Source organism: Fertoeibacter niger (assembly GCF_009380135.2).
Lineage (GTDB): Bacteria > Pseudomonadota > Alphaproteobacteria > Rhodobacterales > Rhodobacteraceae > Fertoeibacter > Fertoeibacter niger.
In genome coordinates this window covers 76,711-103,009 of record NZ_WHUT02000010.1, presented here as the reverse complement: position 1 = coordinate 103,009, position 26,299 = coordinate 76,711, and the positions used below count along the sequence as shown (strand labels likewise).

General features: G+C 62.6%; 26 protein-coding genes. 14 read left to right on the top strand and 12 right to left on the bottom strand.

Translation table 11 applies throughout. From position 1 onward, the window contains the following. Nucleotides 1–260 precede the first annotated feature (260 nt). From GEU84_RS16170 to urtE, 7 genes are all read left to right on the top strand, one after another. A complete protein-coding gene (locus GEU84_RS16170) occupies nucleotides 261–1,424 on the top strand; it encodes a transporter substrate-binding domain-containing protein (protein WP_152827991.1) in 1,164 nt (387 codons plus the stop codon). A gap of 8 nt (nucleotides 1,425–1,432) precedes the next feature. After that, nucleotides 1,433–2,074, top strand: a complete 642-nt coding sequence (locus tag GEU84_RS16165; RefSeq protein ID WP_152827989.1) for an ANTAR domain-containing response regulator — start codon at nucleotides 1,433–1,435, stop codon at nucleotides 2,072–2,074. Nucleotides 2,075–2,082: 8 nt separating this feature from the next. Beyond that, entirely contained in the window at nucleotides 2,083–3,528 is a 1,446-nt protein-coding gene (locus tag GEU84_RS16160; protein ID WP_241427731.1) for a transporter substrate-binding domain-containing protein, read from the top strand. Nucleotides 3,529–3,596: 68 nt separating this feature from the next. Then, nucleotides 3,597–4,490 (top strand): urea ABC transporter permease subunit UrtB, encoded by an 894-nt coding sequence (gene urtB / locus GEU84_RS16155; RefSeq protein ID WP_174539926.1) that lies wholly within the window; start codon nucleotides 3,597–3,599, stop codon nucleotides 4,488–4,490. A gap of 3 nt (nucleotides 4,491–4,493) precedes the next feature. Then, nucleotides 4,494–5,624, top strand: a complete 1,131-nt coding sequence (gene urtC / locus GEU84_RS16150; protein WP_152827988.1) for an urea ABC transporter permease subunit UrtC — start codon at nucleotides 4,494–4,496, stop codon at nucleotides 5,622–5,624. Then, the gene (gene urtD, locus GEU84_RS16145; protein WP_152827986.1) at nucleotides 5,621–6,376 is read left to right on the top strand and encodes an urea ABC transporter ATP-binding protein UrtD; all 756 of its coding nucleotides are present in this window, start codon (nucleotides 5,621–5,623) and stop codon (nucleotides 6,374–6,376) included. Before urtC ends, urtD begins: the two co-directional genes overlap by 4 nt. Further along, nucleotides 6,370–7,065: an urea ABC transporter ATP-binding subunit UrtE gene (urtE, locus tag GEU84_RS16140; protein ID WP_152827983.1), complete on the top strand. Its 696-nt coding sequence runs from the start codon at nucleotides 6,370–6,372 to the stop codon at nucleotides 7,063–7,065. The genes urtD and urtE overlap by 7 nt, the downstream gene beginning before the upstream one ends. A gap of 114 nt (nucleotides 7,066–7,179) precedes the next feature. Here the strand turns inward: urtE and GEU84_RS16135 are convergent, their stop codons facing one another. The 4 genes from GEU84_RS16135 to GEU84_RS16120 all read right to left on the bottom strand — a co-directional run bounded on the left by GEU84_RS16135 (nucleotide 7,180) and on the right by GEU84_RS16120 (nucleotide 11,668). Further along, entirely contained in the window at nucleotides 7,180–7,653 is a 474-nt protein-coding gene (locus GEU84_RS16135) for a YbaK/EbsC family protein (RefSeq protein WP_152827981.1), read from the bottom strand. A 12-nt stretch (nucleotides 7,654–7,665) separates the two neighbouring features. Then, nucleotides 7,666–8,160 (bottom strand): RidA family protein, encoded by a 495-nt coding sequence (locus GEU84_RS16130; RefSeq protein WP_152827979.1) that lies wholly within the window; start codon nucleotides 8,158–8,160, stop codon nucleotides 7,666–7,668. A gap of 69 nt (nucleotides 8,161–8,229) precedes the next feature. After that, entirely contained in the window at nucleotides 8,230–10,578 is a 2,349-nt protein-coding gene (locus tag GEU84_RS16125; RefSeq protein ID WP_152827977.1) for a 1-deoxy-D-xylulose-5-phosphate synthase N-terminal domain-containing protein, read from the bottom strand. A gap of 70 nt (nucleotides 10,579–10,648) precedes the next feature. Next, nucleotides 10,649–11,668, bottom strand: a complete 1,020-nt coding sequence (locus tag GEU84_RS16120) for a 1-aminocyclopropane-1-carboxylate deaminase (protein WP_152827976.1) — start codon at nucleotides 11,666–11,668, stop codon at nucleotides 10,649–10,651. Between the two features lie 141 nt (nucleotides 11,669–11,809). On the opposite strand from GEU84_RS16120, the gene GEU84_RS16115 reads away from it, so the two are divergent. Continuing rightward, nucleotides 11,810–12,286, top strand: coding sequence for an Lrp/AsnC family transcriptional regulator (locus GEU84_RS16115; RefSeq protein WP_152827974.1), 477 nt, complete (start codon nucleotides 11,810–11,812; stop codon nucleotides 12,284–12,286). Between the two features lie 10 nt (nucleotides 12,287–12,296). On the opposite strand, the gene dps is transcribed toward GEU84_RS16115, so the two are convergent. From dps to GEU84_RS16100, 3 genes are all read right to left on the bottom strand, one after another. Then, on the bottom strand, nucleotides 12,297–12,806 hold the full coding sequence (gene dps / locus GEU84_RS16110; RefSeq protein ID WP_277604971.1) for a DNA starvation/stationary phase protection protein Dps: 510 nt from the start codon (nucleotides 12,804–12,806) through the stop codon (nucleotides 12,297–12,299). A gap of 54 nt (nucleotides 12,807–12,860) precedes the next feature. Then, nucleotides 12,861–13,691 carry an alpha/beta fold hydrolase gene (locus GEU84_RS16105; RefSeq protein WP_217438587.1) on the bottom strand — a complete coding sequence of 277 codons (831 nt, stop codon included), beginning with the start codon at nucleotides 13,689–13,691 and terminating at the stop codon, nucleotides 12,861–12,863. Nucleotides 13,692–14,061: 370 nt separating this feature from the next. Next, the gene (locus GEU84_RS16100; protein ID WP_152827968.1) at nucleotides 14,062–14,844 is read right to left on the bottom strand and encodes an alpha/beta fold hydrolase; all 783 of its coding nucleotides are present in this window, start codon (nucleotides 14,842–14,844) and stop codon (nucleotides 14,062–14,064) included. A gap of 376 nt (nucleotides 14,845–15,220) precedes the next feature. Between GEU84_RS16100 and GEU84_RS21375 the strand changes: the two genes are divergently transcribed. Further along, on the top strand, nucleotides 15,221–16,000 hold the full coding sequence (locus GEU84_RS21375; RefSeq protein ID WP_277604967.1) for a response regulator transcription factor: 780 nt from the start codon (nucleotides 15,221–15,223) through the stop codon (nucleotides 15,998–16,000). Nucleotides 16,001–16,085: 85 nt separating this feature from the next. Continuing rightward, complete coding sequence (locus tag GEU84_RS16090) at nucleotides 16,086–16,454, top strand: response regulator transcription factor (protein ID WP_152827966.1); 369 nt, start codon at nucleotides 16,086–16,088, stop codon at nucleotides 16,452–16,454. Between the two features lie 3 nt (nucleotides 16,455–16,457). Here GEU84_RS16090 and GEU84_RS16085 read toward each other — a convergent pair whose 3' ends face one another. After that, nucleotides 16,458–20,078, bottom strand: coding sequence for a sensor histidine kinase (locus GEU84_RS16085; protein ID WP_174539924.1), 3,621 nt, complete (start codon nucleotides 20,076–20,078; stop codon nucleotides 16,458–16,460). Between the two features lie 603 nt (nucleotides 20,079–20,681). Here GEU84_RS16085 and GEU84_RS16080 point away from each other — a divergent pair. Beyond that, the gene (locus GEU84_RS16080) at nucleotides 20,682–20,945 is read left to right on the top strand and encodes a hypothetical protein (RefSeq protein ID WP_152827962.1); all 264 of its coding nucleotides are present in this window, start codon (nucleotides 20,682–20,684) and stop codon (nucleotides 20,943–20,945) included. A gap of 77 nt (nucleotides 20,946–21,022) precedes the next feature. Next, a complete protein-coding gene (locus GEU84_RS16075; RefSeq protein WP_152827960.1) occupies nucleotides 21,023–21,808 on the top strand; it encodes a histidine phosphatase family protein in 786 nt (261 codons plus the stop codon). Between the two features lie 86 nt (nucleotides 21,809–21,894). On the opposite strand, the gene GEU84_RS16070 is transcribed toward GEU84_RS16075, so the two are convergent. After that, nucleotides 21,895–22,215, bottom strand: coding sequence for a nuclear transport factor 2 family protein (locus tag GEU84_RS16070; RefSeq protein WP_152827958.1), 321 nt, complete (start codon nucleotides 22,213–22,215; stop codon nucleotides 21,895–21,897). Nucleotides 22,216–22,310: 95 nt separating this feature from the next. On the opposite strand from GEU84_RS16070, the gene GEU84_RS16065 reads away from it, so the two are divergent. Then, a complete protein-coding gene (locus GEU84_RS16065) occupies nucleotides 22,311–23,255 on the top strand; it encodes a LysR substrate-binding domain-containing protein (RefSeq protein ID WP_152827956.1) in 945 nt (314 codons plus the stop codon). Here the strand turns inward: GEU84_RS16065 and GEU84_RS16060 are convergent, their stop codons facing one another. After that, the gene (locus tag GEU84_RS16060) at nucleotides 23,256–23,678 is read right to left on the bottom strand and encodes an organic hydroperoxide resistance protein (RefSeq protein WP_152827954.1); all 423 of its coding nucleotides are present in this window, start codon (nucleotides 23,676–23,678) and stop codon (nucleotides 23,256–23,258) included. It abuts the gene before it with no gap. A 205-nt stretch (nucleotides 23,679–23,883) separates the two neighbouring features. After that, nucleotides 23,884–24,678, bottom strand: coding sequence for an alpha/beta fold hydrolase (locus tag GEU84_RS16055; protein WP_152827952.1), 795 nt, complete (start codon nucleotides 24,676–24,678; stop codon nucleotides 23,884–23,886). A 141-nt stretch (nucleotides 24,679–24,819) separates the two neighbouring features. Here GEU84_RS16055 and GEU84_RS16050 point away from each other — a divergent pair, with 141 nt between their 5' ends. Then, the gene (locus GEU84_RS16050) at nucleotides 24,820–25,314 is read left to right on the top strand and encodes a MarR family winged helix-turn-helix transcriptional regulator (protein WP_152827950.1); all 495 of its coding nucleotides are present in this window, start codon (nucleotides 24,820–24,822) and stop codon (nucleotides 25,312–25,314) included. On the opposite strand, the gene GEU84_RS16045 is transcribed toward GEU84_RS16050, so the two are convergent. Further along, complete coding sequence (locus GEU84_RS16045; RefSeq protein ID WP_152827949.1) at nucleotides 25,311–26,204, bottom strand: LysR family transcriptional regulator; 894 nt, start codon at nucleotides 26,202–26,204, stop codon at nucleotides 25,311–25,313. The two genes, GEU84_RS16050 and GEU84_RS16045, sit on opposite strands and share 4 nt — an antisense overlap. Nucleotides 26,205–26,299 lie beyond the last annotated feature (95 nt).

Below are 26,299 nucleotides of genomic sequence, written 5' to 3'. Positions count from 1 at the left end.
GGTCAAGGGGACGATACCCTTCGATGTGAACCTCGCCCCGGCTTTTCGTCAAGCTGGAATCGCTGCACAGCCCGCCCTGACCGCCATTGCCGCGCGTTTTTCGCGGTTTCGCCCCGCCTTTGCAAAAGATGTTTGACAGGCCCCGCAACTTGTATTTGGATGCGGTATCCTTGAGCAGGGCAGCTCCTTTCCGATTGATTTCGGAGAGGAGCTTTTTTGTTTCACGCCCCCCTTGAAGGGGCCCAAGATCGAAAGTGCGGATGACGAAAGAGCCTTGGAAAATCGGCGTGATCATGTCGCAAAGCGGCGTGACCGGTGCGATCGAGCGCAACCAGCTTGCCGCAACCCGGCTGGCCATTGCCGAGATCAACGCCATGGGCGGCATCCTTGGGCGCAGGGTCGAGGCGGTGTTCCGTGACCCGAAATCGACCCCTGCGCTTTATCGCAGCCATGCCAGCGACCTTTGCCGCGAAGAAAGGGTGCAGGTGATCTTTGGCGGACATATGTCAAGCACGCGCAAGGCGATGCTGCCAGAGATCGAGGCGCATAACGCGGTCCTATTCTATCCCACACTTTATGAGGGTTTCGAATATTCGCGCCATTGCGTCTACACCGGGGCCGCACCAAACCAGAATTCGGTGCCGATGGTGGATTATCTGCATGCCAATTTTGGCGAGCGGATGTTCGTGGTCGGGTCGGATTATGTCTATCCCTATGAATCCAATCGCATCGTTGCCGATCTCATGCGATCGAAAGGGGGCAAGGTGGTGGATGAATTCTATGTTCCGCTTGACCTGCGCGCCGAGAATGTGGCCGAGCTTATCGCGCGCATTCGCGCTCATAACCCCGACATGATCTATTCCACGGTCGTGGGCGACGGGATCGTGCCCTTTTACACCGCTTACCGCGAGGCGGGATTTGATCCGGCCACCTGTCCCATTGCCAGCCAATCCACCAGCGAAGTCGACGTGGCCCGCATGCCGCCCGGCGTGGCCGAAGGCCATATCATCGCAGCACCGTTCTTTGACACGCTGCGCAATCCGGGTTCACTGGCCTTTGCCCGGGCCTTTCGACTGGCGGCCGGCGGTCCGGTTGCGGCCACCGCCCCGGCCGAAGCGGCTTATTTTTCGGTCCATCTTTATGCTGCCGCTCTCGCCCTGGCCGGGGATGACGGGATCGCCGCGCTGCTGCCCGCCCTTTACGAGGTGGAAGTGGATGCGCCGCAAGGCGCGGTGCGGGTGGACCGGCATACCAATCACACCCATCTGTGGCCCCGTGTGGCCCGTGTCCGCGAGGGCGCACCCTATGACATCGTCAGCCACCCGACCGAACGGGTGCCGCCCGACCCCTACCTGCTAAGCATCTCGGGCCATCAGGACGAGATGGAGGCCCCGGTCTTTCCCGTCCATGCGACGCACCGCTGAGGTACAAGATGTCTTATGCCTTGCTCAAGGAACTGCGAAATCTCAGCGTTGTCGTGCTGCATCCGATGGACGAGGAGGGGGTTGCCCTGACCGCCCATCTGCGGCGCATCGGCTGCATGCCACAGCTGATCTGGCCTGTTCCCGATCAGCTGCCACGCCAGACCGACATTGCGCTGATAGCCATCGTGGATGATCAGCGCGAGGCGCTGCAGCGGTTGTTCCGAGGGCTTGGAACACCCGCTCCCACCATCCTTGCCATCGTCAGCTATGAAAACCCCGCGACCTTGCAGCTTGTGCTGGAAAGCGGGGCGATGGCGGTGATCGGGCGACCGATCCGGCCTTTTGGTCTGCTGACAAATCTGGCGATCGCGCGCAATGTCTGGTGCCAGACCGAGGCGCTGGCGCGCGATGCACGGCGCTACAAGCGCAAGGTGCTTGGCGATCAGGCCGTGATGCGCGCCAAGACGATCCTGATGGCGCAGCGCGGCCTGGATGAGGACCAGGCGCACCGCGAATTGCGCGCCCGCGCCATGAGCCGCCGGATCGCCATCGAGGCGATTGCCCAGGAAATCATACACCTGGAAAAGGCGAACGGATCCGGCGCGCATGTTGATGGAAATTTCTTGTCAGAGATAAATGAATCTGATTAGCTTCTGTAATGGGATCCCTGGCGGCGCCGGCTATCCCGAGTCTGCCACCAAGCAGAATCATAGGCAAAGAAGCCCGATTTCGTTCTGCGGAGCGAGGCGGGCCTTTTTGTTTTCGACAGCGCTGTCGAACCAATCCTCAAAATCAAGAATCCATCGCGGGCGGGCGCAATGCGGGTGCCGCGCTGCGCGATGCAGCAACAGGGAAATCCACAATGATGAAACGTCGGAACTTCTTGACCACCGTTGCAATGGCCGGGGGCGCGCTGGCAGCGCCCGGATATCTGCGCATTGCCCGGGCCGCGGAACCGCTGCGCGTCGGCGCGCTTTATTCGCAGACCGGCGGCCTGTCGGTGGTGGAAAAGATGCTGTCCAGCGCCGTGCAGCTGGCCGCGTCCGAAATCAACGCGGCGGGCGGGGTGCTGGGCAGGCAAATCGAAGTGATCGTCGAAGATGGCGCCTCTGACCCCAAGACCTTTGCGGAAAAGGCGCAGAAGCTGGTGATCAGCGACAAGGTCGAGACGGTTTTTGGGTGCCACACCTCGGCCAGCCGCAAGGCAGTGCTGCCGATCTTCGAGCGGCGCAATGCGATGCTGTTCTATCAAACCCACTATGAAGGGTTCGAGTGTTCGCGCAATGTGGTCTATCTGGGTGCTGTGCCCAATCACCAGCTGTCGAACTACATTCCATGGATCATCGAGACCCTGGGCAAGAAGAAATTCTTCATCGTGGGGTCGAACTATGTCTATCCGCGCGAAATGGCCAAGGTTTCCAAGTCGCTGATCGAAGCGGGCGGCGCTGAATGGGTGGCGGATGAATATCTTGAACTCGGCCATTCCGAGTGGGCCGTCATGGTCAACAAGATCAAGGACTCTGGCGCGGATGTGGTGCTGTCGAACGTGGTGGGCGATTCCATCATCTCGTTCTATCGTGAATTCAAGAACCAGGGGCTGAGCCAGGACCAGATACCGATCTGCGCCACAGTCACCTCGGAGATCGAGATTGCGGCAATGGGCGCCGAATACGCGGCTGGCAGCTATACCTCGTTCCCGTATTTCATGTCGATCGACCGGCCGGAGAACCTGAGTTTCATCGAACGCTACCGCGCCTTCGTGAACGATCCCAAGGCGATTACCTATCACTCGCTGGAAGCGGCCTATTTCCAGGTCTTCCTGTGGAAACAGGCGATCGAAAAAGCGGGCGACATCACTGCAGACGCCATCCGTGAGGGTGTTCGCGGCCAGACCTTTGACGCACCCGGCGGACCGGTCAAGGTGGATGAGGACAACCTGCACACCTGGGTCACGCCCAACATCGGTCAGTGGCAGGCGGATGGTCAGAGCAAGATCGTCAGTGCCTATCCCGAGCCGGTCAAGCCGCTGCCCTATTCCGGTTACGGCGAGACCGCAGAAAACCTGTTCTGCACCGCCAGCGGGCTGGACACCACCAAGCTTTGATCCTGACTGGTCCGGGCGGGTCTTGCACCCTGCCCGGACCTTGACGCTTGCACAGGGGGCGGCTGGCCGTGTTCGACATTCTTTTCATCGGATTGAGCCTGAGCTCCATCCTTCTTCTTGTCGCGTTGGGCCTTGCGGTCACTTATGGCGCGATGGGCATCATCAACATGGCCCATGGCGAGATGGTGATGCTGGGCGCCTATGTGGCCGTTCTGGCGAATATCTGGCTGGGGGCGAACCTGTTGCTTGCGATCCCGCTGGCCTTTGTTGTCACCGGGGCGCTTGGCTATGCGATGGAGCGCATGGTTGTCCGGCGGCTTTACGGGCGGCTGCTTGACACGCTTCTTGCGACCTGGGGCATCGCGATCCTGCTGCAACAGGCCATCCGGCTGGAATTCGGCCTGGTCTTTTTCGGCCTGCATGTCGAGGGGCTGGGCGCGGGCCTGCAAAACGTGCCGGTTCCCGGTTTCCTGCAAGCGACCCTGACGGTCTTCGGACAGGAGTTGAACACCTACCGGCTGTTCATCGTTGCGGTCACGGTGGTCCTGACCGTGCTGACCTGGCATGTCCTTTATCGCACCGCCCTGGGCATGAAGGTGCGCGCGATCATCCGCAACCCTCAGATGGCCGCGGCCTGCGGCATCGACGTGCGCCAGACCAATTCCATCACCTTTGCGCTCGGCTCGGGCTTGGCGGGGGTGGCGGGGGTGCTGATGGCCGGGTTCCGCAGCGTCTCGCCCGATATGGGGGCGACCATGGTTGTCGACGGGTTCATGGTGGTCGTGACGGGCGGCGTCGGCAGCCTGCTGGGCACCGTGGCGGCGGCCGGCATCCTGGGAGAGATCAACGCCCTGACCGCCATCACCTTCAACGAGATCACGGGCCGTGCGGCCGTCCTGCTGGTGGTGATCCTTGTCATACTTCTGAAGCCTGCAGGGCTTTTCAGCTTCAAGGGGCGCTAGGGCATGGCCGAGCTTTCAAGAAACTACCGCGTCTGGGCCTATCTGATCTTCTTTGCCGCCATTCTGGCCCTGCCGCTGGTGGGGGACGAATTCTGGTTGAACCGGGTGGCCAAATACCTGTGCTACGGCATGCTTGGCGCGGCAATCGCGCTGACCTGGGGCTATGCCGGGGTTCTGAACCTGGGTCAGGGGCTGTTCTTCGGGTTAGGTGCCTATTCCATGGCCATGTCACTGAAACTGTCCAGCCATACCAGCCTGCAACAGGGATCGGACAAGCCGATACCGGATTTCATGCTGTGGAACGCCCAGCCGGGTGCCGCCCCGGACCTGTGCTGCATCACACCGGGATCATGGCTCTGGTTGCCCTTCCAGTCGCAATGGTTCGGCGTCGCCATGGCCATCGTGCTGCCGGTCGTGGTGGCCACGATTCTTGGGAAGATCATCTTCGGCCAAAGGATCTCGGGCGTTTTCGTCTCGATCATCTCGCTGGCGCTGGTGCTGCTGGCACGGCTGGTGCTGGTGGATGCGCAGCCGATCACCAATGGCTTCAACGGACTGACCGATCTTGGATTTTTGCAGGTTTTCGGGGCCGAGATCGACCCCTACGCCGTCAGCACCTATTACATCATCGCGGTCATCCTGATCGTCGTGCTGGTTCTGGTCCGGCTTCTGGTGGCCACGCGGTCTGGGTTGGTGTTGCAAGCCACGCGCGACAGCCAGACGCGCGCGCTTTATCTGGGCTATGACGTGCCGGCCTATCAGACCTTCTTTTTCACCGTCTCGGCGGCGATGTCGGGGCTGGCGGGCATGCTTTACGTGCTGGTGGCGGAATTCGCCTCGCCCTCGTTCCTCGATCTGGCGTTTTCGGTCTCGATGGTGGTCTGGGCGGCAGTGGGCGGGCGCGGCTCGATCCTGGGGGCTTGTGTCGGCGCGATTCTGATCAACACGATCGAGGCCAAGGTTTCCGAGGTAGAACAGCTGGTCGAAGCCTGGAAGGCGATCATCGGCCTGATCTTCGTGCTGGCGGTCATCTTCCTGCCGCAGGGTCTGGCGGGTTTTGCCCATGATGTGATGCGCCGGATCAGGGAGCGCCGCCAACCTGCACCCACCCTGAACCGGGAGCTGCGCCAATGACCACGCTTGCCCTTGAGACAGAAGGCCTTTCGGTCAGCTTCGGGCGGTTTCGCGCGGTGGATGGCGTCTCGATCCAGGTGGCGCAAGGCGAGCTGCGGGTGCTTCTGGGTGCCAATGGCGCCGGCAAGACCACGCTGATGGACCTGATCAGCGGGCGCACCCGGTCTACCGCGGGGCGTGTGCTGCTGGAAGGCCGCGATGTGACCAACCAGCGCGAGTATCGCATCGCCCGTGCCGGGCTTGGCCGCAAGTTCCAGATCCCTTCGGTCTTTGGCGGGCTGAGCGTGCGCCAGAACCTGGAGGTGTCGCTGGTGCGGCATCCGGGGGTCTTCGCGAACCTGCGCTTTGGTCTTGGCACGACAGATCGCCAGAGGGTGTCCGAGATACTGCATCTGGTGGGCCTGGCCGATCTGGCCACGGCCGATGCCGCCACGTTGAGCCATGGCCAGACCCAGTGGCTGGAGCTGGGCATGCTGATGGGGCAAAGCCCCAAGGTTATCCTGCTGGACGAGCCGACAGCCGGGATGACACAGGCAGAAACCGCCAAGACCGCCGAGATCATCAATGGCCTGAGGGGCCGCCACACGCTTCTGGTCGTCGAGCACGACATGGCTTTCGTGCGCGAGATCGCCGAGCGGATTACCGTTCTTCACCTTGGCAAGGTTCTGGCCGAGGGAAGCGTGGCCGAGATCGAAGCCAATGCCGCCGTAAAGGCCGCCTATCTGGGAACGCAGGAAATCTCCGAATGTTGACGATGACAAACCTTGAAGGCTGTTATGGCCGGTCGCGCGCATTGACCGGCGTTTGCCTGACCGTCCCCAAGGGGCAGATCACCGGGATCATGGGCCGCAACGGCACCGGCAAGACCACGCTGCTCAAGACCATCATGGGGCTGACCGACAATACGCAGGGCACCATCACCCTTGATGGCAAAGACATTTCGGCGGCACCCAGCCACATGCGGGCGCGCGCCGGCATCGCCTATGTGCCGCAGGGGCGCGGCATCATCCCCGATTTCACCGTGCGCGAGAACATCGTGATGGGCGGCTTTGCGAACCGCAGCGGGCGGCGGGCGGTGCCGGAGAAACTGGCCGAGTTGTTTCCCTATCTGACGGCCAATCTGGACCGGCCCGGCGGCCTGCTGTCCGGGGGGCAGCAACAGCAACTGGCCATCGCCCGCGCCCTTGCGGCAGAGCCGGACGTGGTTCTGCTGGACGAGCCAAATGAAGGCATTCAGCCATCGGTCGTCGAGGATATCGAACGCGTCATCCTGCGGATGAGCCGCGAGTTCGGGCTGACCGTCGTGCTGGTCGAGCAGAACATCGGCTTCCTGCGCCGTGCCGCCAGCACCTTTGCCATCATGGAAAAGGGCAGGGTGGCCCAGACCGGCAGGGTCGAGGATCTGACGGATGCGATTGTTGATCGCCACATGACCATCTGATGCCCGTCACGCGGCACGGGGCAGTCAGCCCCCTGACCCTCGGAAATGCACGCAGGAACTGGCGTTCAACGCGTGGCAGGCCTGTCTCGGGGGCTGGGCGACGCGCCTTTGGGCCTAGCCGTCGACGAAATCGGCGATTGTGGCCCCGGCGATCCGGGCGAGTAGCGCGGGCGCGATGCTGAAAAGATGCATCGGCGTTCCGCCCGCCGCCCAAACGGCCGGAAAGTCCAGCAACCGGCGATCAAGCCACGCGGGTATCGGCTCCAGATGCCCGACCGGCGCCACGCCGCCAATGGCAAATCCGGTCCGTTGGCGAATGACGTCGGGCCGGGCCTGGCGCAGCGCCGATCCTGCCAAGGCCCCGGCCTGTTGCAGATTGACCCGGTTTGAACCGGCGGTAATGAAAAGGAACAGCTGGCCGCCGGCGACCGGTTCAAGAATGATCGACTTGGCAATCTGATCGACCATGACACCAAGCGCAGCGGCCGCCTCATGCGCCGTGCGGGTGGAGTTTTCAAGTTTTACGGGCAGCAGATCAAGCCCTGACCGGATCAGGGCCTCGCTGACGCGCTCAACGCTGCTTTTCATGCTGTAACCCTGTCATGGGAAAAGTCCGATAGGCTGGCCTTGGGGTGTGATCCGGGCCACGGCATCGATCTGCACCAGGGCGCCCCGTGGCAGGGCGTTCACGGCAAAGACCGTTCGGGCATGGGTTCCGCAATCACCCAGAACAGCCAGGAACACCTCTGATGCGGCCTTGGCTATTGGGTCTGGATCGCAAGATCCCGGGGCCGCATTCACCTGCACCGTGATTCTGGCAAGTTGGTCAAAACGCGACCAATCGCCCATGAGCGCCTGCCTGATCTGGGCCAGCACGGCCAAGGCACCTTGCCGTGCTGCCGTGGCCCCGGCCTGAAGATCGCAGTCGTCACCGATCCGGCCCGTAATCACCCTGCCGTTGGCCATCGGCAATTGCCCGCCAACTACAAGCCAACCCGCACAACATTTCCACGCCGCATCGGATGCGGCGTGGACTGGCACCTGGGGAAGCGTCAGGTTCAGGGCCTGCAATCTTTGCTCAATCCGATGGGTCATGGGTGCCTTCCGGTTCGCCGTTCAAGACGGCATCAGACTGCGCAGCGCGGCAAGGGCGGACCGGTCACCCTACGACAGCGCCAGCACGCCATGGGCCAGCGAATGCCGGTCAAGCCCGTAGTGGCGGTAGAGATCGCCGATCGTGCCGGTCTGGCCGAAATGCTCGACCCCATGCGACACGGTCTTGTGGCCGCCAACCGACCCCAGCCAGGCCAGTGTGGCAGGATGCCCATCGATGGCGGTGATCAGCAGGCAGTCGCGCGGCAGGTCGGCAAGCAGAGACTCGATATGGCTGCGGGCCTTGGCATTGCCCCGCGCGCGGGCACGCTGCGCGGCGGTCCAACCCGCGTTCAGCCGGTCGGCCGAGGTGACGGCCAGCACGCCCACGTCGCGGCGGTGTTCCCCGATGATGCCCGCCGCCGCAATCGCCTCGGGGGCGACGGCCCCCTGATAGGCGATCACCACCTGACAGTTCGGCCCCGGCTTGCGCAGCCAGTAGGCGCCGTCGATGGCGCCCTGACGGAACGCGTCGTCATGCCGCTTGCCGGGTTGCTCCAGCGGGTTGGTGGTCAGGCGCAGGTAAACAGAGCCGCCGGTCTCATCGCGCAGCCAGGTGCGTTCGTCCGGGTCGCCCTCGCCATCGCGTTGCAGATAGTCGAAGGCCCATTCCATGATCACCGCCAATTCATCGGCAAAGGCAGGCTCGAATGCCGCCAGCCCGTCCTGCGACATGCCGGTGAGCGGCGTGCCGATGGACTGGTGCGCGCCGCCTTCGGGGGCCAGCGTCGCGCCGGATGGTGTGCCGACGATCATGAAGCGCGCGTCCTGATAGCAGGCGTAGTTCAAGGCATCGAGGCCACGATGCACAAACGGATCATAGACCGTGCCGATGGGGAACAACCGCTTGCCGAACAGGCTGTGCGACAGGCCTGCCGCGCCCAGCAGCAGGAACAGGTTCATCTCGGCGATGCCCAGCTCGATATGCTGGCCTTCGGGCGCAAACTCCCACTTCGCGGTGGACGGAATGCGGTGTTCAATGAAGGCGTCGGCCTGCGGTTGACGCGCGAACAGCTTGCGCCGGTTGACCCATGGGCCAAGGTTCGTCGTCCCCGTGACATCGGGCGAGGTGGTGACGATACGGGCGGCAAGCGTGCTGTCGCCCTTGGACAAATCGTCCAGGATCTTGCCGAAGGCGGCCTGGGTGGAAATCTCGCGGTCGGTGTCGATGGCAATGCGCGGCACGGCGATGCGGTCGTCATGAAAGCGGCGGCGGCCTTTGGCGAAGAAAGGCACGCGCGACAGGTAGTTGCGCAGGGCGGCGGGGTCTGGAACGGCGGCGAACGGCTCCCATTCCTGGCCGTGTGGCACGCCCATGTGCTTTTGCCAGGCGGCGAACTGGGTGGGGTTCATCAGCCCGCCGTGGTTGTCCTTGTGCCCGGCAATCGGCGTGCCCCAGCCCTTGATCGTATAGGCCAGAAAGCAGGTGGGCCGGTCATGGGTGATGGTATCAAACGCCTCGGCCATGGTCTGCACGCAGTTGCCGCCCAGGTTCTCCATCAGTGCGGCCAACTGCGCATCATCACGCCGGTCGATCAGCGCCGACACATCGCCCTGATCGCCCAGATCCTCCATCAGCCGCTTGCGCCAGACTGCGCCGCCCATGAAGGTGAGGGCTGCGTATTGCTGGTTCGGGCAGCGGTCGATCCAGTCGCGCAAGGCGCTGCCGCCCGGTTCAGCAAAGGCCGCGCGTTGCAGGGCACCGTATTTGATGCGGACCACGTCCCAGCCGAAAGCGTCGAAGATCTTTTCGATGCGGGCGAACAGCCCTTCGCGCACGATGCCGTCCAGCGACTGCCGGTTGTAGTCGATGATCCACCAGCAATTGCGCAGGTCGTTCTTCCAGCCTTCCTGCAACGCCTCATAGACATTGCCTTCGTCCAGTTCGGCATCGCCCACCAGCGCCACCATGCGCCCCAGGGGCAGATCGCGCCCCCAACCCTTCGCGGCGATGTAATCCTGCACCAGCGACACGAAGGAGGTGATCGCTACCCCAAGCCCCACGGATCCGGTGGAAAAATCGACATCATCCACGTCCTTGGTGCGGCTGGGGTAGCTTTGCACGCCGCCGAAACCCCGGAAATTCTCCATCTTCTCGCGGGTCTGGTTGCCCATCAGATACTGGATGGCATGAAACACCGGCGAGGCATGGGGCTTGACCGCCACCCGATCCTGCGGCCGCAGCGCGTGAAAATACAGCGCCGTCAGGATCGACACCATCGAGGCCGAAGACGCCTGATGCCCGCCCACCTTGATCCCGTCCACCTTGGGGCGGATGTGGTTGGCGTGATGGATCATCCAGTGCGACAGCCACAAGAGCCGCTGTTCCAGGGTTTTCAGATGGGCGGCATCGGGGGTCATCGCGGCACTCCGTTTCTGCAGGTGACGGGCTGCCCGCAGACCCGGGCAGCCCAAAGGCATGATGGCAGGCTCAGCCTTCCTTGTAATAGTAGCTGTAGCCGTTGATCGCCGGTGCGCCGCCCAGATGAACGTAAAGCACCTTTGACCCATCCGGGAAAAAGCCCTTGCGCGTCAGGTCGATCATGCCCTGCATCGACTTGCCTTCATAGACCGGGTCGGTGATCATCGCTTCGGTCCGGGCGGCCAGACGGATGGCGTCGTTGGTTTCCTCGGACGGGACGCCATAGGCCGGATAGGCATAGTCCGGGTTGATGACGATCTCATCCTCGCGCACCTTGCGGCCAAGGCCAACCAGTTCGGCCGAATTGTCGACGATCTGGCGCACCTGTGCGCGGGTCTGGTCCAGCGTGCCGGAGGCGTCGATGCCGATGACGGTTTGCGCCCGGTCCTGCGCGGCAAAGCCGACGATCATGCCCGCCTGCGTCGATCCGGTCACAACACAGACCACGATGTAATCGAAGGTGAAACCCAGCGCCTTTTCCTGTTCGGCCACTTCCTCGGCAAAGCCGATATAGCCAAGCGCACCGTATTTGTGGACGCTGGCCCCCGCCGGAATGGCATAGGGCACGCCACCCGCATCCCGCACCGACTGGATCGCGTTTTCCCAGCTTTGCCGGATGCCGATGTCAAACCCGTCCTCGACCAGCCGCGAATCCGCGCCCATCAGCCGGGTCATCAGGATATTGCCGACGCGGTCATAGACGGCATCGTAATGCGGCACCCATTTTTCCTGCACCACGACGCATTTCATGCCGATCTTGGCCGCAGTCGCGGCCACCATGCGGGTGTGGTTCGACTGCACGCCGCCGATGGACACCAGCGTATCCGCCCCCGAAGCGATGGCATCCGGCACGATGTATTCCAGCTTGCGCAGCTTGTTGCCGCCCATGGCGAGGCCGGAATTGCAGTCATCGCGCTTGGCATAGATCTGGACGTTGCCGCCAAGCGCCTCGGTCAGGCGGGGCAGATGTTCGATCGGCGTGGGGCCATAGGTCAGCGGGTAGCGTTCGAATTTGGCAAGCAGCGACATGCGGCGGTCTCCTGAGGTTTGGCATGTTGAAACCGTAACAGGACCGCGCGAATACGTGCTTCCATAGTTGAGCGTCAAAATGAATGGTTTCTGACTCAGTTTCGCAATAAGTTATCTCGGCATTCAGAATGGTGGCTGAAAATGGAAGAATCTTCCAAGCTTGCGTTGGACCGAATCGACCGCAACATGCTGCGCGCCTTGCAGAAAGACGGGCGTATCGCGAACGCAGATCTGGCGAAGCTGGTCAATGTCAGTGCCGCCACCTGCCACCGCCGCACCCAGCGCCTGATGGAGGAAGGCTTCATCACGGCGGTCCGCGCGCAGGTTTCCCCGGTTTCGGTGGGGCTTGGCGCGCTGGTGATGGTGGGGGTGGTGCTGGACCGGTCAACCCCCGAAAGCTTTGCCGCGTTCGAGGCCGCCGTCGGCGCGATGAAGGAAGTGCTGGACTGCAACCTTGTTGCCGGGGATTTCGACTATCTGCTGAAAATCCGCGTGCGGGACATGGCCGGGTTCAACCTGCTGCACGGCCGCCAGCTGATCACCCTGCCCGGCGTGCGCCAGATCCGGACGTTCTTTGTGTTGAAAGAGGTCAAGGACAACGCGCCCCTGTCGTTCTGACCGCTTCGGTTCATTCGGCCTTCATGCCGGAAAGGTGGGCTTCCACCAGCCAGAGCTGTTTGTCCGTCTGGCGCGACTGGCCGGTGAAGAGGTCGGCAGTTCCGGCATCGCCGATCTGGGTTGTGCTGTCGATGGCGTCCCGCAGCCCGCGGCCATGGGCCGAGATCGACGCGGCCAAAGCGTCAAGCACCGCCCCTTGCGCCTGCACCCGTTCGGGCCAGCCCGGCAGGCTGGTGTCGCGTGCGGTCCGGAAAGGGCGTCCGTCGGCATATCCGCCAAGGGCGACGATACGCTCCGCAGTGTCGTCGGCGGCAAGGGCGATGTCTGCGGCGATCCGGTCGAAGAGGTCGTGCAGGGCGATGAAGGCCGGGCCCCGCAGGTTCCAATGCGCCTGTTTCACCTGCGCTTGCAGGTCAAGCGTGTCGGACAGGCGGGACTGCAGGATCGGCAGGACGGCAGCCCGAAGCGCGGTATCCAGATCAAGGCGTGAGGCATAGGTCATGGCGCGTCTCCTGTTCAGTCCGGTGCAGGTGGAAAGGGGCGGTGCGGACCCGCCCCTTTCCGTGTTCGGGTGTCAGGCCTTGGCGAAGGCCAGAAGGTCGGCGTTCACCAGGTCGGGGTGGGTCGCGAAGGGGGCGTGCGAAAGGCCCGGATAGGTTTTCAGCGTGCCGTTCTGCACCAGCTTGGCCGCCAGGGCCGAGGTGTTGGCGACAGGGACGATCTGGTCATCCTCGCCGTGCAGCACCAGGACCGGGACAGTGATCGCCTTCAGATCTTCGGTGAAATCGGTTTCCGAGAAGGCCTTGATGCAGTCATATTGCGCCTTGGCCCCGCCCATCATGCCTTGCCGCCACCAGTTCTGGATCTGGCCCTGGCTGACCGTGGCACCTTCGCGGTTGAAGCCGAAGAACGGGCCCGAGGGGATGTCGAGGAAGAACTGCGCCCGGTTGGCGATCAGGGCGGAGCGGAAGCCGTCGAACACCTCCAGCGGGATGCCGTCGGGGTTGCTTTCCGTCTTGGCCATCACCGGCGGCACGGCGCCGATCAGCACGGCCTTCGCGACGCGGCCCGGTTCGGCGCGGGCGGCATAGCGGGCAACTTCGCCCCCGCCGGTCGAATGGCCGATGTGGATCGCGTTCTTCAGGTCCAGATGCCGCGCCAGTTCGATCACGTCCTGGGCATAGGTGTCCATCTCGTTGCCGGTGTCGGTCTGGTCGGACCGGCCATGGCCGCGGCGGTCATGGGCCACGACGCGGTAGCCCTGCTCCAGGAAATACAGCATCTGGTTGTCCCAGTCGTCGCTGGAAAGCGGCCAGCCGTGGTGGAACACGATGGGCTGGGCGTCGCGCGGGCCCCAGTCCTTGTAGAAGATGTTGGTGCCGTCAGCGGTGGTGAACGTAGCCATGATGATCTCTCCTTGGGATTGAGCGTTGGTTGTGCGGTTCAGGATCAGAAGGGCGGCCGCGGCGGCCCCGGTCGTCATCAGTGTCCGTCTGGTCAGGTTCGGGTTCATCGCGTTGCCTTTCGTTTCGGTAGGAACAAGTTACGCCTTGGGATGCAGGAAGGGGCGTGGCGGAAATGACAATGATCGGGGCATATCGGACAATGACGCGGCAATCTGGATTGGTTGGCGACATCGGGCTGCCGATCCACCCGGGCCTTGCATTGGCAGCGGTGCCGCCCCGGCAGCGTTCCACGCGCTGCGCCGCAAACTGACCGGCCTTCTCACATGAAGGGAAATGGCGCTGCCGAACCAAAGCCCGGCAGCGCTGCGCTCAATTGGCGGACGCACCCTTGGCCGCCACGTCGATCACATCGGCCACGGCTTGCGGCTGGGTCAGCATGGGCACGTGGCTGGCCTCAACCTCGACAATCGTCGCGCCGATCTTTTCGGCGGTGTGGCGCAAGAGGGCAGGGTCTATCGCCTTGTCCTGGGTCGCGACGACCGCCCAGCTTGGCTTCGTCTTCCAGGCGGCCTGCGTCACCGGCTCGCCAAAGATCGCCATGTTGATCGGCACCTGGCTGTCGCGCAGGAAAGCCGCGTCGGCATCGGTTGTGTCACCCGCGAAACCGATCTTGAACTTTTCCAGATTCACGAAGCCGAAGCCGTCCTCGCCGGTCTCGATCACGAACTCGGGCGGCGGCGGAATGTCGGTGAACTGGCCGCCGGTCGTCTCGCCAGCGTCGGGCGCAAGGGCAGAAACATAGACCAGCCCCGCAACCTTCTGGTTCACCCCCGCTTCGGTGATTACCGTGCCACCATAGGAATGGCCGACAAGGATCGTCGGCCCGTCCTGACGATCCACAATGCGGTGGGTTGCGGCCACATCATCGGCAAGGCTGGTCAGCGGGTTCTGCACGATGCTGACCCGATAGCCCCGCGCGGTCAGGATGTCATAGACACCGCGCCAGCCCGAGCCATCTGCAAAGGCCCCGTGAACCAGCACAACGTTGCGCACCACCTGATCCGCAGGGATCATGTCTTGCGCCATGGCATTGGTTGCCAGCCCCGCGGCCATGGCCACGGCCTGCAGCAGCGTTTTGGTCTCTTTCTTCATGTCAGTTCTCCGGTTCTGGCTTCAAACTTGGCAGTTTTGCTGCATCGCTAAGTGTGCGGGCCCGTTCCGGCCCGCGCCGGTCAGTGCGGGTCACGGCCATGAAAGACCGTCACAACCTCGGCAATCTGTTTGGTTGGGACACGGGCAGGGCCAGTGGCGGGCCTTCGTGTCGTGAACATCCTTTCGCTTGTGAGGTCTTGGCCCCCGCCGTTGCTGATGCGACAGGCACGGAGTTACATCCGGGCAGCGGCTGGCCAAAGCGAACGAAAGTATGATCCGGTCGCCGGCAACCGGCTGCGAGAGGGGACTTTAGCTGGAAGATTGATTGCAGACCGGCACACTTGGGGCATCTGGCGCGGCGGGCCCATGGGCCGGAATGATCATACCTTGGTATGGTGTCCTGGTCCGGGGACATTACTATACGCTTGACGGCGGGCCGATGGAGCGGCGATGGGTTGAACCGTATTGCGAGACACGACGTCTCCACTTCCTGATTGCTTGGGCCAGGGTGTTGTACGTGCAGGCAAAGAAGCATCCACATGACCCACCTGTTGTCGCGGTTGTTGACGACGACGCGTCAGTGCGCGCAGGGCTGAGCAATCTGCTGAGATCGGTGGGATACGAAGTTCGCGGCTATGGATCGTCACAGGCGTTTCTGGCTTCTGATGAAACTCACCTGTTCAACTGCCTGATACTTGATGTCCGCATGCCCGTGGAGGGCGGCTTCGACCTTCAGCACCAGTTGGCCAATCTCCGCATCCAGGTGCCGATCATCTTCATCACCGGGCATGCCGATGTGCCGATGAGCGTGCGGGCCATGAAGGGTGGCGCAATCGACTTCTTGTCAAAACCGTTCCGGGATCAGGACTTGCTTGAGGCAGTAGCTGCCGGGGTGAAGACGGATCTGGGTCGACGGGAAAGCGTCCTCGACACCACGGAAAAGGCCCGGCGTCTGGCGGGTCTGACGGCCCGCGAACGTGAGGTGATGATGATGGCGACTGCCGGAAAAATGAACAAGCAGATCGCCTTCGAACTGGGCCTCAGCGAAATCACAGTAAAGATTCATCGCGGCAAGGTGATGCGAAAGTTGCAGACCCGGACTTTCGCAGACCTTGTGCGTCTTGCCGAAGAGTTCAGGCTGCACAAGCCGATGTAAGTGGTGAAAAACATGCAGAATCGTTCTACCGACGTGCGGATGGCACCATGGCATCCGAACGAGGGGAAGCGCCGAGGGGTCCGGCATGGGCATTGACCCTCATCTTGTCGGTATCGTCGACGATGACAGTTCGGTAAGGATCGCAATTGGCAGTCTGCTTCGGTCTCTTGGCTACGGCACCGTTCTTTTTGCCTCGGCCGAAGAGTTTCTGGCGGCAGAGACGGAGGCGCTCGACTGTCTCTTGTGTGACATAAACATGCCCGGCATGACGGGCTGGGAGCTTGTCGCATGGATGAAGGACAGGGGGCGGGTGCTTCCCACGATCATGATCACCGCCTTTGACGAGGGCGGCGCCAACGGAACCGCCATATCCGGAATACGTGTGTTCAAGAAACCCTTCGCCGCCGACCAGATGGCCGAGGCGATAAGACTGGCCATTGCAAAGCGCGACTGACGGTCAGGCAAGCCGGGGCTTTGCAGGCGCGATGCAGGGCTCTGCGCCGGCGTCGAGAACAGCAAATTCCACCTCGAACAGGCAACCGGGTGCGACGCTCCGGTTCACGCGGATCTCGCCCGATTGCGCGTGGACGATCGAGCGGCTGATGGCAAGACCCATGCCCATGCCGGTTGGCTTGGTTGAATAGAAGGCCTCAAAGACCTTGCCCTCTGCCTCTGCACCAAGGCCGGGGCCTGTATCGCGCACCCCGATGATGACCCGGCCCTGGATCGTGCGACTGGTGACATTCAGGATGCGGCCTTCCGGCGCCACCGTTGCCATGGCCTCAAGCGCGTTGCGGAACAGATTGAGCAGCACCTGCTGGATCTGGACCCTGTCGGCCAAAATCTGCGGAGATGCACTGTCAAGCTCCAGCTGAGTGACGACATTGGCCCTTGTAAGCTCGGCACGTGCAATTGCGACGGCCTCGTTGATCATGTCATTCACGTTGACCGGGCGCTTGTGCGTATCGGTCCTGCGGACAAGCGCGACGACCCGGTCGATGATCTCTGCCGCCCTTCGGCCATCGGCGATGATCGCCTCGATCGAAGACAGACCTTCGGGCAGGTTTGGCGGAACCGCGGTCAGCCATCTGCGGCCAGCCTCGCCATTGGTGACGATGCCCGTCAGCGGCTGATTGATCTCGTGGGCAATCGAGGCGGTCAGCTCGCCGACCGTGGCCACCCGCAAGGCATGGGCAAGATCGGCCTCTGCCCGTCGCAGCGCAAGTTCCGTGGCGTTGCGTTGCGAAACATCCCGCGCGATGACCAGGATCGGGCTGTCAATCCGGGAACGCCCGCGTGAGGTTTCAGGAACGATGCGCGTTTCAATGTCGCACTGGGCCGCATCCTTGCCAACGCGGTATTCCTCGGTCGTGCTGACTCGCGTATCACGCACCCGCAGGATGTCGTGCCGTCGCACCGGCAGCCGCGATTCCATGGCTGTCAACTCTGTCAGGGGACGCCCCATGGCCGACGACACTTCGGGCCCGATGAATGCCCTTGCCGCCGAATTTGCATAGAACAGGCGCAGATCGCTGTCGAAGCGCAGAACCATGTCAGGGGCGTTTTCGGCCAGTTTCCGGAACTCTTGCTCGCGCTGTTCGACCTGCGCCGTGCGGATCCGAAAGGCGACCGCGATCAGGCCGGCAACACCCAGAGCGAAAATGGATCGGGCCCACCAAGTCTGCCACCAGGGCGGCAGGATCACGATCGGCAGGGCAATGCCCGGCGTGCTCCAGGCGTTCCCGACTCCGGCTGCCTGGGCGCGAAACACATAGCGGCCCGGCGGCAACATCGTGTAGCTCGCCCGACGTTGCGTCGCATCCACTTCGCGCCAATCGTCCTCCAGCCCTTCCAGCATGTAGCGGTAGCGGCTTGACCCCGGATCAACAAAGCTGGGCGCGGCAAAGGTCAGCGACAGGCTGTTTGCGTGATACCCCAGCGACAGGGCGGTGGCGCTGCCGATCGCAAGCATATCCTCAAGCCGCGCTTCTTCTTCGGGCGACAGGAACGGAAACTCCAGTTCCGTCAGCAGAATTGGCATGGTGGGGCCGATCTTGGCCAGTTGCGCGGGAAAGAACGCCACCCCACCCGAGAAACCACCAAAGAACATCTCGCCGCGCGCGCTTTGAAATCCACTGGCCCAGCCGGTAAAGTCGTTCCCGCTCAGCCCGACGATGGTCTGGTAGTCGGCAAAGCTGCCGTCTGCCGGGTCGAAATTCACCACGCCCTTGTTGGTTCCGATCCACAGGGTTCCGGCCTCGTCCTCCAGGATATGGCTGATAGTCCGGTCGGTCTGCATCACCGCTTCGTGGACCGCCTCGAACCTGCCCGTTGCCGGATCGAACCGGTCAAGTCCGCTTTGCGTGCCTACCCAGATGATGCCGTCCGTCCCGATATGCACGCTTGGCACCATGTTGTCGCGCAAGGAGCCCTCGACCGAGGGGTCGGCAGCAAAGACCTGCAGCTTGCCCGTTCGCGGATCAAAGCGGTGCAGGCCCGAGTAATGCGTGCCGAGCCACAGGTTACCTTCGGCATCCTCGGCTCCTGAAACATAGGTTTGCGCAAGGCTGTCTGACCAGTCGGCCTTGAAGGTGGTGAACCGACCGGTCGCCGGATCGAAACGCGAGAGGCCATCACCCGTCCCCGCCCACAGCGTGCCATCGCGTGACAGGATCAGGCGATGAACCTGGTTGGCCGCGATGCTGAAGGGATCCGCAGGATCGTGGACAAAACGTTCAAAATTCCCCGTGGCTTCGTCAAGTCGCGCGATGCCGTTGCCATAGGTGCCGACCCAGATCTGCCCGGCCCGGTCCTGGGCAATGCTGATGACCATGGGTTTGGTGCTCAGCCCTTCATGGAATCTGGTGAACTGTCCGGTCGCTCGATCCACCCGGGTCAGCCCGAAATCGTTGCCCAGCCACAACTGGCCGCGATCATCTTCGAAGATTGCGTTGATGAAGTCTGTCTGCAGGCTGTCCGGGCGTCCGTCTCCTTGGCGAAACGTCTCGAACAGCCGCTGCCCGGGGTTGAACATGCTGGGGGGGGCCGAGTGGTGACCGGACCAGATATTGCCCTCGCGGTCCTTGAAGAGGCCGATCACCTTGTCCTCGGGGATGCTGCCCGGGTCTGAAGGTGAGGCGCCGAAGCGCACCGCCTGCAGGCTTTCGGCATCAAGGCGAAACAAGCCCAGACCGGGAGAGCCGATCCAGAGCGCGCCACTGTCATCCTCGACCATCCCCATCACGCCGGTCAGGTCGTTCTGCCCCGGCAACGGGTCATGAAAGGTGAAACGGGTAACCCGGTTCGTTGACCGGTCAAGCCGGGCCAGCCCGGTTCCCGTCGCCCCCAGAACCCAGAAGTTGCCCTTCTGATCCTCGTAGAACGAGACCTGCACAGAATCTGCAAGCGGCACATGCAGCGTCACCCGGCCGGTGGCCGGATCCAGCCGGTCCAGCCCCCCGGCCGAGCCGACCCACAGATTGCCGGCCCGATCCTCACCGCTGAACTGGATGCGGTTGGACGACAGGCTGTCGGGTTCGTCGGGATCGCTTCGGTAATGCCGGGTGTCCACTGTCAGCGGATCATGGCGGAACAGGCCCGCCCCGGTTGCCAACCAGATCGCACCCTCGCGGTCTTGCGAAATGTGAACCACCGTCGGTGCATCGCCAGCGGCGCCATCGGGCGTCAGCGTCACCCGCGCGACCGTTTCCGTGACGGGATCGAGCCGGTCGAGGGTTCCTGTGCCGCCAACCCAGATGCCATTGTCCCGATCCACGAAAAGGGCTGTGACAAAGACCGCCCCGATGCTGTCGCGATTGCGTCTGTCATGGATCAAAGTCTTGAAATCATAGCCATCATACCGGTTCAGCCCAAATTGCGTGCCGAACCACATATAGCCCTGCTTGTCCTGGACAATCTGGGCGACACGGGTCTGTGACAGGCCGTCACTTGTAGACAGCCGCGTAAAGCGCTGGCCGTAACCTTCGGCTACGGTGATCCTCACGATGTCGGGCGCGATCGTGGCCACGACTCGTTCGACCTGACCCAATACCGGGAAGGTCCACAGAAGTAAGGCCAAAAGGGCCGAAACGAACAGCTTTGACCCCGGCATCCGGTGTTCCGACTACTGCGGCGATGCCGGAGTCGTTCATATTTTGCCGCGCCTGTCCAGTGTGACCTTTCCCGGAACGCTGTGCATCGTGCGGGGCATCTTGCCGCCACCCAATCATGTGCAGAAAAACCGGTGAACCGGTCAGTGGTTCCCGGTGTTCGCCTGACCGCGCCTGCTTTGCTTCGGTCGGGATGCGGCCCTGGCCAAATGTCGAAGCTTGTGGCGGATCATCCCGCCTTGGTTCCATCTTCGGCCATGCGGACGCGCCAGGTGTGGGGGGCGCCCCGTCAACCTCGGATCAACCTCAGCCGGGCGCCCTCCGACCTACCAAAGGATAGGGTTTGGAAACCTGTGGATAGGTCCGCAAGAAAACCGGGGCGGTTAGTGTCTGAACACCGCATCCGATGATGCGGGGAAGACACCGATGAGAACCTCTGACTGTGCGATCCCCTTGGGAGAGTATCGGACGATGCTCGTCGGAATGGCCGCGATCCTTCCGGTGTTTCTCCCGGCGGGAAGGATCGCGTCAGAACCGGGTTATCCATATTTTCTTCCCAGAAAGGAAAGCAAATGAACCGCCTCTCTCTCGCTCTTGCCTTCACCATTGTCGGCGCAGGCTTCGCCGTCGCGCAGTCGTTCAACCCGACCGAGATGTCTCAAGGGCTCGACATGCTGCAACTGCAGCTGAACAACATGATTTCCTCCTATGGCATCGCGGTGAACGTCGATGAGCTGACGGTCGCGCAGGTGGCTGAAGTCATCGCACGGATCAATGACGGCGCCGATACCAAGCAGCAGATCGAAGAGGCCATCGAGCTGGCGCGGACGCGGTAACTCGCGTCGGTCTGTCCACCAACATTGCGCCCCGCCCGGATCGGGCGGGGCGAACCAAACGGCAGGGGATTCGCAGTATGGCAATAGGTCGCAGGACATATGGTATTTTCTTCAATGGCATCGGTCTTGTCCTCGTCTCGGCCGGTTATCTGGGCGCCCAGGGCTTTGGCGAGGGCGACATGGCCATGAGGAACGAAGGCCACGCCGGGGTCGTCTACCCCGAGTCCGGAAGCGGCATGGCAGTCGAGATCAAGGGTTCGCTGCGTTTCGAGCCGATCACGATGCTGGCTGACCTTTATCGCAAGGACATCGTCTTTCTGATGCGCCATGGCCCGACCGACTGGTCGCAGATGGATGCGCGCGGGGTAGAACCGAAGGACTGCGAGCGCCAGCGCATGATGACGCCCGACGGAAAAGAGGCGATGCGGCAGCTTGGGATGCATCTGGCGATCAGTGAGATTCTTCCGGCCGAGATCCGGGTCAGCCCCTGGTGCCGCAATGCCGATACCTTCGCTACCTTGATGGAGGGCATCCGCCATTTTGTTCCGGACTATGATCAGTCTGTCGAGGTTACGGAAGACTATGGTCTGGGCCTGCTGCTGTCCCTGGGCGGGGCTGCGACTGTCGCTCCGATCCGGGCGGCAATCGATGACTGGGAAAAGCGCGGGCCGACCGGACCACTTCTCTTGATCACCCACTACACAAACATCGAAGAGCTGACCGAATTCAAGGTCTATGAGGGCGAGATCCTTGTGCTTGACCCTGCGCTCGACAACCGCGTGCTGGGATACCTGCGCATGGATACCGCCAGCCCCGATGCCATCCACTTCAACCTTCCCGAGATCGACAGGAATTCCGACTGACAGGCGCCCCGCCTGTTCAATACCGCCGCTGGGCGTGCCGCGGAAGATCAGGGCGCGTCTGCCCTGCACCGTCAGGACAGCGCCCGTCAGCCGATCCTCAGATCCCGGATGCGGCCCTCGGCAAGCCCGAAGGTAAAACTCAGAACCGCCGGGCTACCTGGAAATTCGCCGCTGACCCGGGCACGGACCAGCAATTTGCCGCCGACCTTTGTCATGTCCAACGGCTCGGCGCGGTGGCGATACTTGGCCTTTGCTGCCTTCCACCAGGCCTCGATTTCGGCGGGGCCACGATGGATGGCGCCTTCGTCATGCACCACGGCATCGGGGGCAAACGCTGCCGAGAACATCGCGCCATCCTGTGGCGCCTCTGCGGTGAAATAGGTGTGGATAGGTGCGGGCAGGGTCATTTGGCTCTCCATTCTTTGCTGGCCTCAATATAATGATCGACAGACTGGCAGGTAATCGGGATAAATTTGTATCTTGCGATGTCAGGAACGGGATAATGACGGACACTGGCCTGAAGGGCATCGAAGCGGTTCTGGCAATAGCGCGGCGTGGGTCGTTTCGAGCGGCGGCACTTGATCTGGCCATGTCGACTACAGCATTGTCACATGTGATCGGGAGGCTTGAGGCGGGCCTTGGCGTGCGTCTGTTCAACCGCACGACCCGCAGCGTTGCCTTGACCGATGCCGGTCGTGAATTTGTGGCCCGTGTCGCACCCGCCCTGGCCGAGATCCGGGCCGCCATGGAAACGGTCAGGTCACGGCGTGAGACGCCGTCTGGCACGTTGCGCATCAATGCGTCGGTTCAGGCAGGGCGGGCGGTGGCACCCATGGTGCTGGCCTTCCTTCGTCGCTACCCTGACATGCAGGTTGATCTGGTGACAGAGGGGCGGCTGGTCGATATTGTTGCCGAGGGGTTCGATCTGGGTATTCGTCCCGCCGATCTGGTTCCGCGCGACATGATCGCCCTGCCGTTGGGCCAGGCCCAGCGACATGCGCTTGTGGCAGCGCCAAAGTGGCTTGCCGTGCATCCGGCACCCGCGTCGCCCGCCGATCTGGATCCGGTTCATTGCATCCGCGTGCGCCTTCCCAATGGCGCCCTGTTGCGCTGGCCGCTGGAAAAGGATGGCGAGCAGGCCCCGTTCGAGGCCGCAGGGCGGCTGACAGTGGACGAGGCAGCGATCGCCCGGGCCGCCGTGCTGGACGGGGCGGGCATCGGGCTGTTCCATGAGGCGGATGTGGCCGAGGATATTGCCGCCGGCCGCATGACCCGGCTGCTGGAGGATTGGACGCCGGAACGGTCCGGGTTCAGCCTTTATTACCCCGGCCGCCGCAATCCGTCGGCCGGGTTCGTGGCTTTTCTGGCGATGGTGCGCCTGGAAGCCCGCTCTGGCATTCCTGAAAGGGCGATACCTGCGTCAAGCCCGGGCCAACACGCCGTCTGATCAGGCAAGGCTCAGGCGGACGTCCGACCCGTTCCGGGCAAGGTGCGAATAGGGGCAGGAAAGATGCGCCTGTTGCATCAGCGCGCTTGCAACCTCATGGTCGATCCCGGGCAGATCGACGTTGAGCGCGATGTCGAGGGCAAATCCGGTGCCATCGTCGCGCGGGCCTATCCCGACCGTCACCGTTACACTTGCGGCCTCGGGAAGCCGCTGTTTTGCGCGGCTGGCCACGAACTGCAAGGCGCTGAGGAAACAGGCGGCATAGCCGCTTGCGAACAACTGTTCAGGGTTGGTGCCTTCGCCGCCGCTGCCGCCCAGTTCCCTGGGTGTCGAAAGCGCAAGATTCAGGGTGCCGTCCAGAACAGATGTGGTGCCCGCCCGGCCTCCGGTGGCCTTTGCGGCGGTTTGATAAAGAACTTTCATGGGTCTGGCCTTGTGATGAGGTTGATCTGTGATGCACAGGACGCGGGCCGTGGACCTCGCAACCCTGGTCTCCAATCTGGGCGCAACTCATTCTCCCGACAATTGGGATAAATCGGGATGCGCCTTGCAGGAAACCGGGACAATTCGACAGGCTGAACCGACCGAGGCCTGACGCACCCGGTCGGATCCCTTTTGCCGCAGCCTGTCAGTTGCCCGCAACCTTTGCGCTACGCGCGGCCTCGTCGATGACATTGGCGACAACGTCGGGCTGGGTCATGAAGACCGCATGGCTGGCCGACACCTCGGTCACTTTCGCGCCGATCCGCGTGGCCATATGCTGCAGCATCGCCTGATCAAAGGCCTTGTCCTCGGTCGCGATCACGGCCCAGCTGGGCTTGCTGCGCCAGGCGGCGTTTTCCAGAACCGTGCCAAAGACCGCCATGTTCACCGGCACCTGCGCATCGCGCATGAAAGCTGCGTCGGCGTCGCTGACATCATGGGCGAAACCTTCCTGGAACCTTGACGGTTCGACAAAGCCATAGCCGTCTTTGCCGATATCCAGCACAAACTCTGGCGGGGTGGTAAAGCCGTCGTATTGCTGTCCGGTCGTCTCTCCGGCATCGGGCGACAGGGCCGACACATAGACCAGCCCCGCCACCGACGGATGAATTCCCGCCTCGGTAATCACCGTGCCGCCCCAGGAATGGCCCACCAGGATCGCCGGCCCGTCCATGCGGTCCAGTGCGCGTTTGGTGGCCGCGACGTCATCTGCCAGCGACGTCAGCGGGTTTTGCACCAGCGTCACGCGATAGCCGCGCGCCGTCAGCCGGTCATAGACCCCGCGCCAGCCCGAGGCATCGGCAAAAGCCCCATGCACCAGCACGACATTTCGGATCGCCTGATCGGCAGGAATGCTTTCCTGTGCAATGGCGAGGCTGCCCGTGGCAAGAGCCCCTGCTGTGGCTGCGGCGGCGATGAGGGTCTTGATTTTCGACGACATGATCTGGTCTCCCGGTATGATATGGCAATAACTGTTATTGCGATATCAATTTCATACACTCACGCCGAGCTGCTTGTCAAACACAAACTTTATCGCGATAATAATTTGCAAGGTCATACCCTACCCGATCAGGAACGCGCCATGTCCGCCAACACTTCGACCCCCCCGGTGCCGCTGGATGACCAGCTTTGCTTTGCCATCCATTCCGCAGGCATGGCGATCCAGCGGCTTTACAAGCCGATGCTGGACGAGATGGGCCTGACCTATCCGCAGTATCTGGTGCTGAATGTGCTCTGGCGCGAGGATGGCCAAAGCGTCGGCGCCATCGCTGCGAGGCTTGCGCTGGAATCCAGCACCTTGACGCCGCTTCTCAAGCGGCTTGAGGCGGCCGGCCTGCTGCGCCGCACGCGAAACCCGGCGAATGAGCGGCAAGTCCTGATCGCGCTGACAGACAAGGGCCGCGATATCCGCAATGGGGCAGGGTGCCTTGGCATGGCGCTTCTTGCCGCCTCGGGGCAGGGGGCTGCGGATCTTGGTCGGCTGAACCGCGAAATGGTTGATCTGCGCAATGCAATCTACAGCCGGACAGGTGGCTGGGATGCCGTGGCCGGGGTTGCAGCGCAGGACGACGACTAGGTTGCGCCGCCTGCGTCGCGCCTGATCCGCGCGGTCAGCGCATCAATTGCAAGCAAGACCTTGGCCGGGGTGCGCGGACCTGGCGGGCGCAACGTATAGATCCCGTAGTCCGGCGAGGGGTAGTCTGCCAGCAATTCAACCAAGGATCCGTCATTCAGCCGGTCTTGCACAAGGAACGCGGGCACATGACCAATACCCAGCCCGGATGCCGCCCACTGCACGATTGCATCTCCGCTGTCTGTGCGTAGCTGCCCCCGAGGCCGCACGGCGACCCAGCGGCGGCCATGACGGAACTGCCAGTCTCCGCCGCCGGAATACCCGATGCAGTCATGGGTTGTCAGATCTGCCGGGGTCTTCGGGGTGCCAGCCCTTTCAAGATAGTCGCGGCTTGCCACCAGCACCGCATGCAAGGGCGCAATCTTGCGACCGATCAGCGACGCCCCGCGCTGCTCGCCCATGCGGATCGCCAGATCAAACCCCTCGTCAATCAGATCGACGACCCGGTCAGTCAGGACAAGGTCGATCTGTAGCCGCGGGTGCTGCCGTGTCAATTCTCCCAGAACCGGGGCCACGATCCTTAGCCCCATGACCTGCGGCGCCGTGACGCGAAGTCGGCCGGTCAGATCGCCACCCTTGCCCATCACCGTCTCGCGCGCCTCTGCAACATCGGCAAGGATTGATTCGCACCTGTGGCGGAACTCTTGCCCGGCTTCTGTAGGCACCACGCCGCGGGTTGATCGCGCCAGCAGCCTGACGCCAAGATCCGCCTCCAATGCGGCGATCCTGCGGCTGACAATGGATTTCGACAGGCCAAGCCGGGCTGCGGCGCGGTTCAGCCCGCCACAGGCCGCCACCTCGACAAAACAGCGCATGTCTTCGAGGCCGGTCATTTCAGGTGTTCCTTTTGATGCAACAGCGCGATGTGTTTTTTGGGTCTAACGTTCTTTCCGGTGCAACACCATCCTTGGCAGATCATCCTGAATAC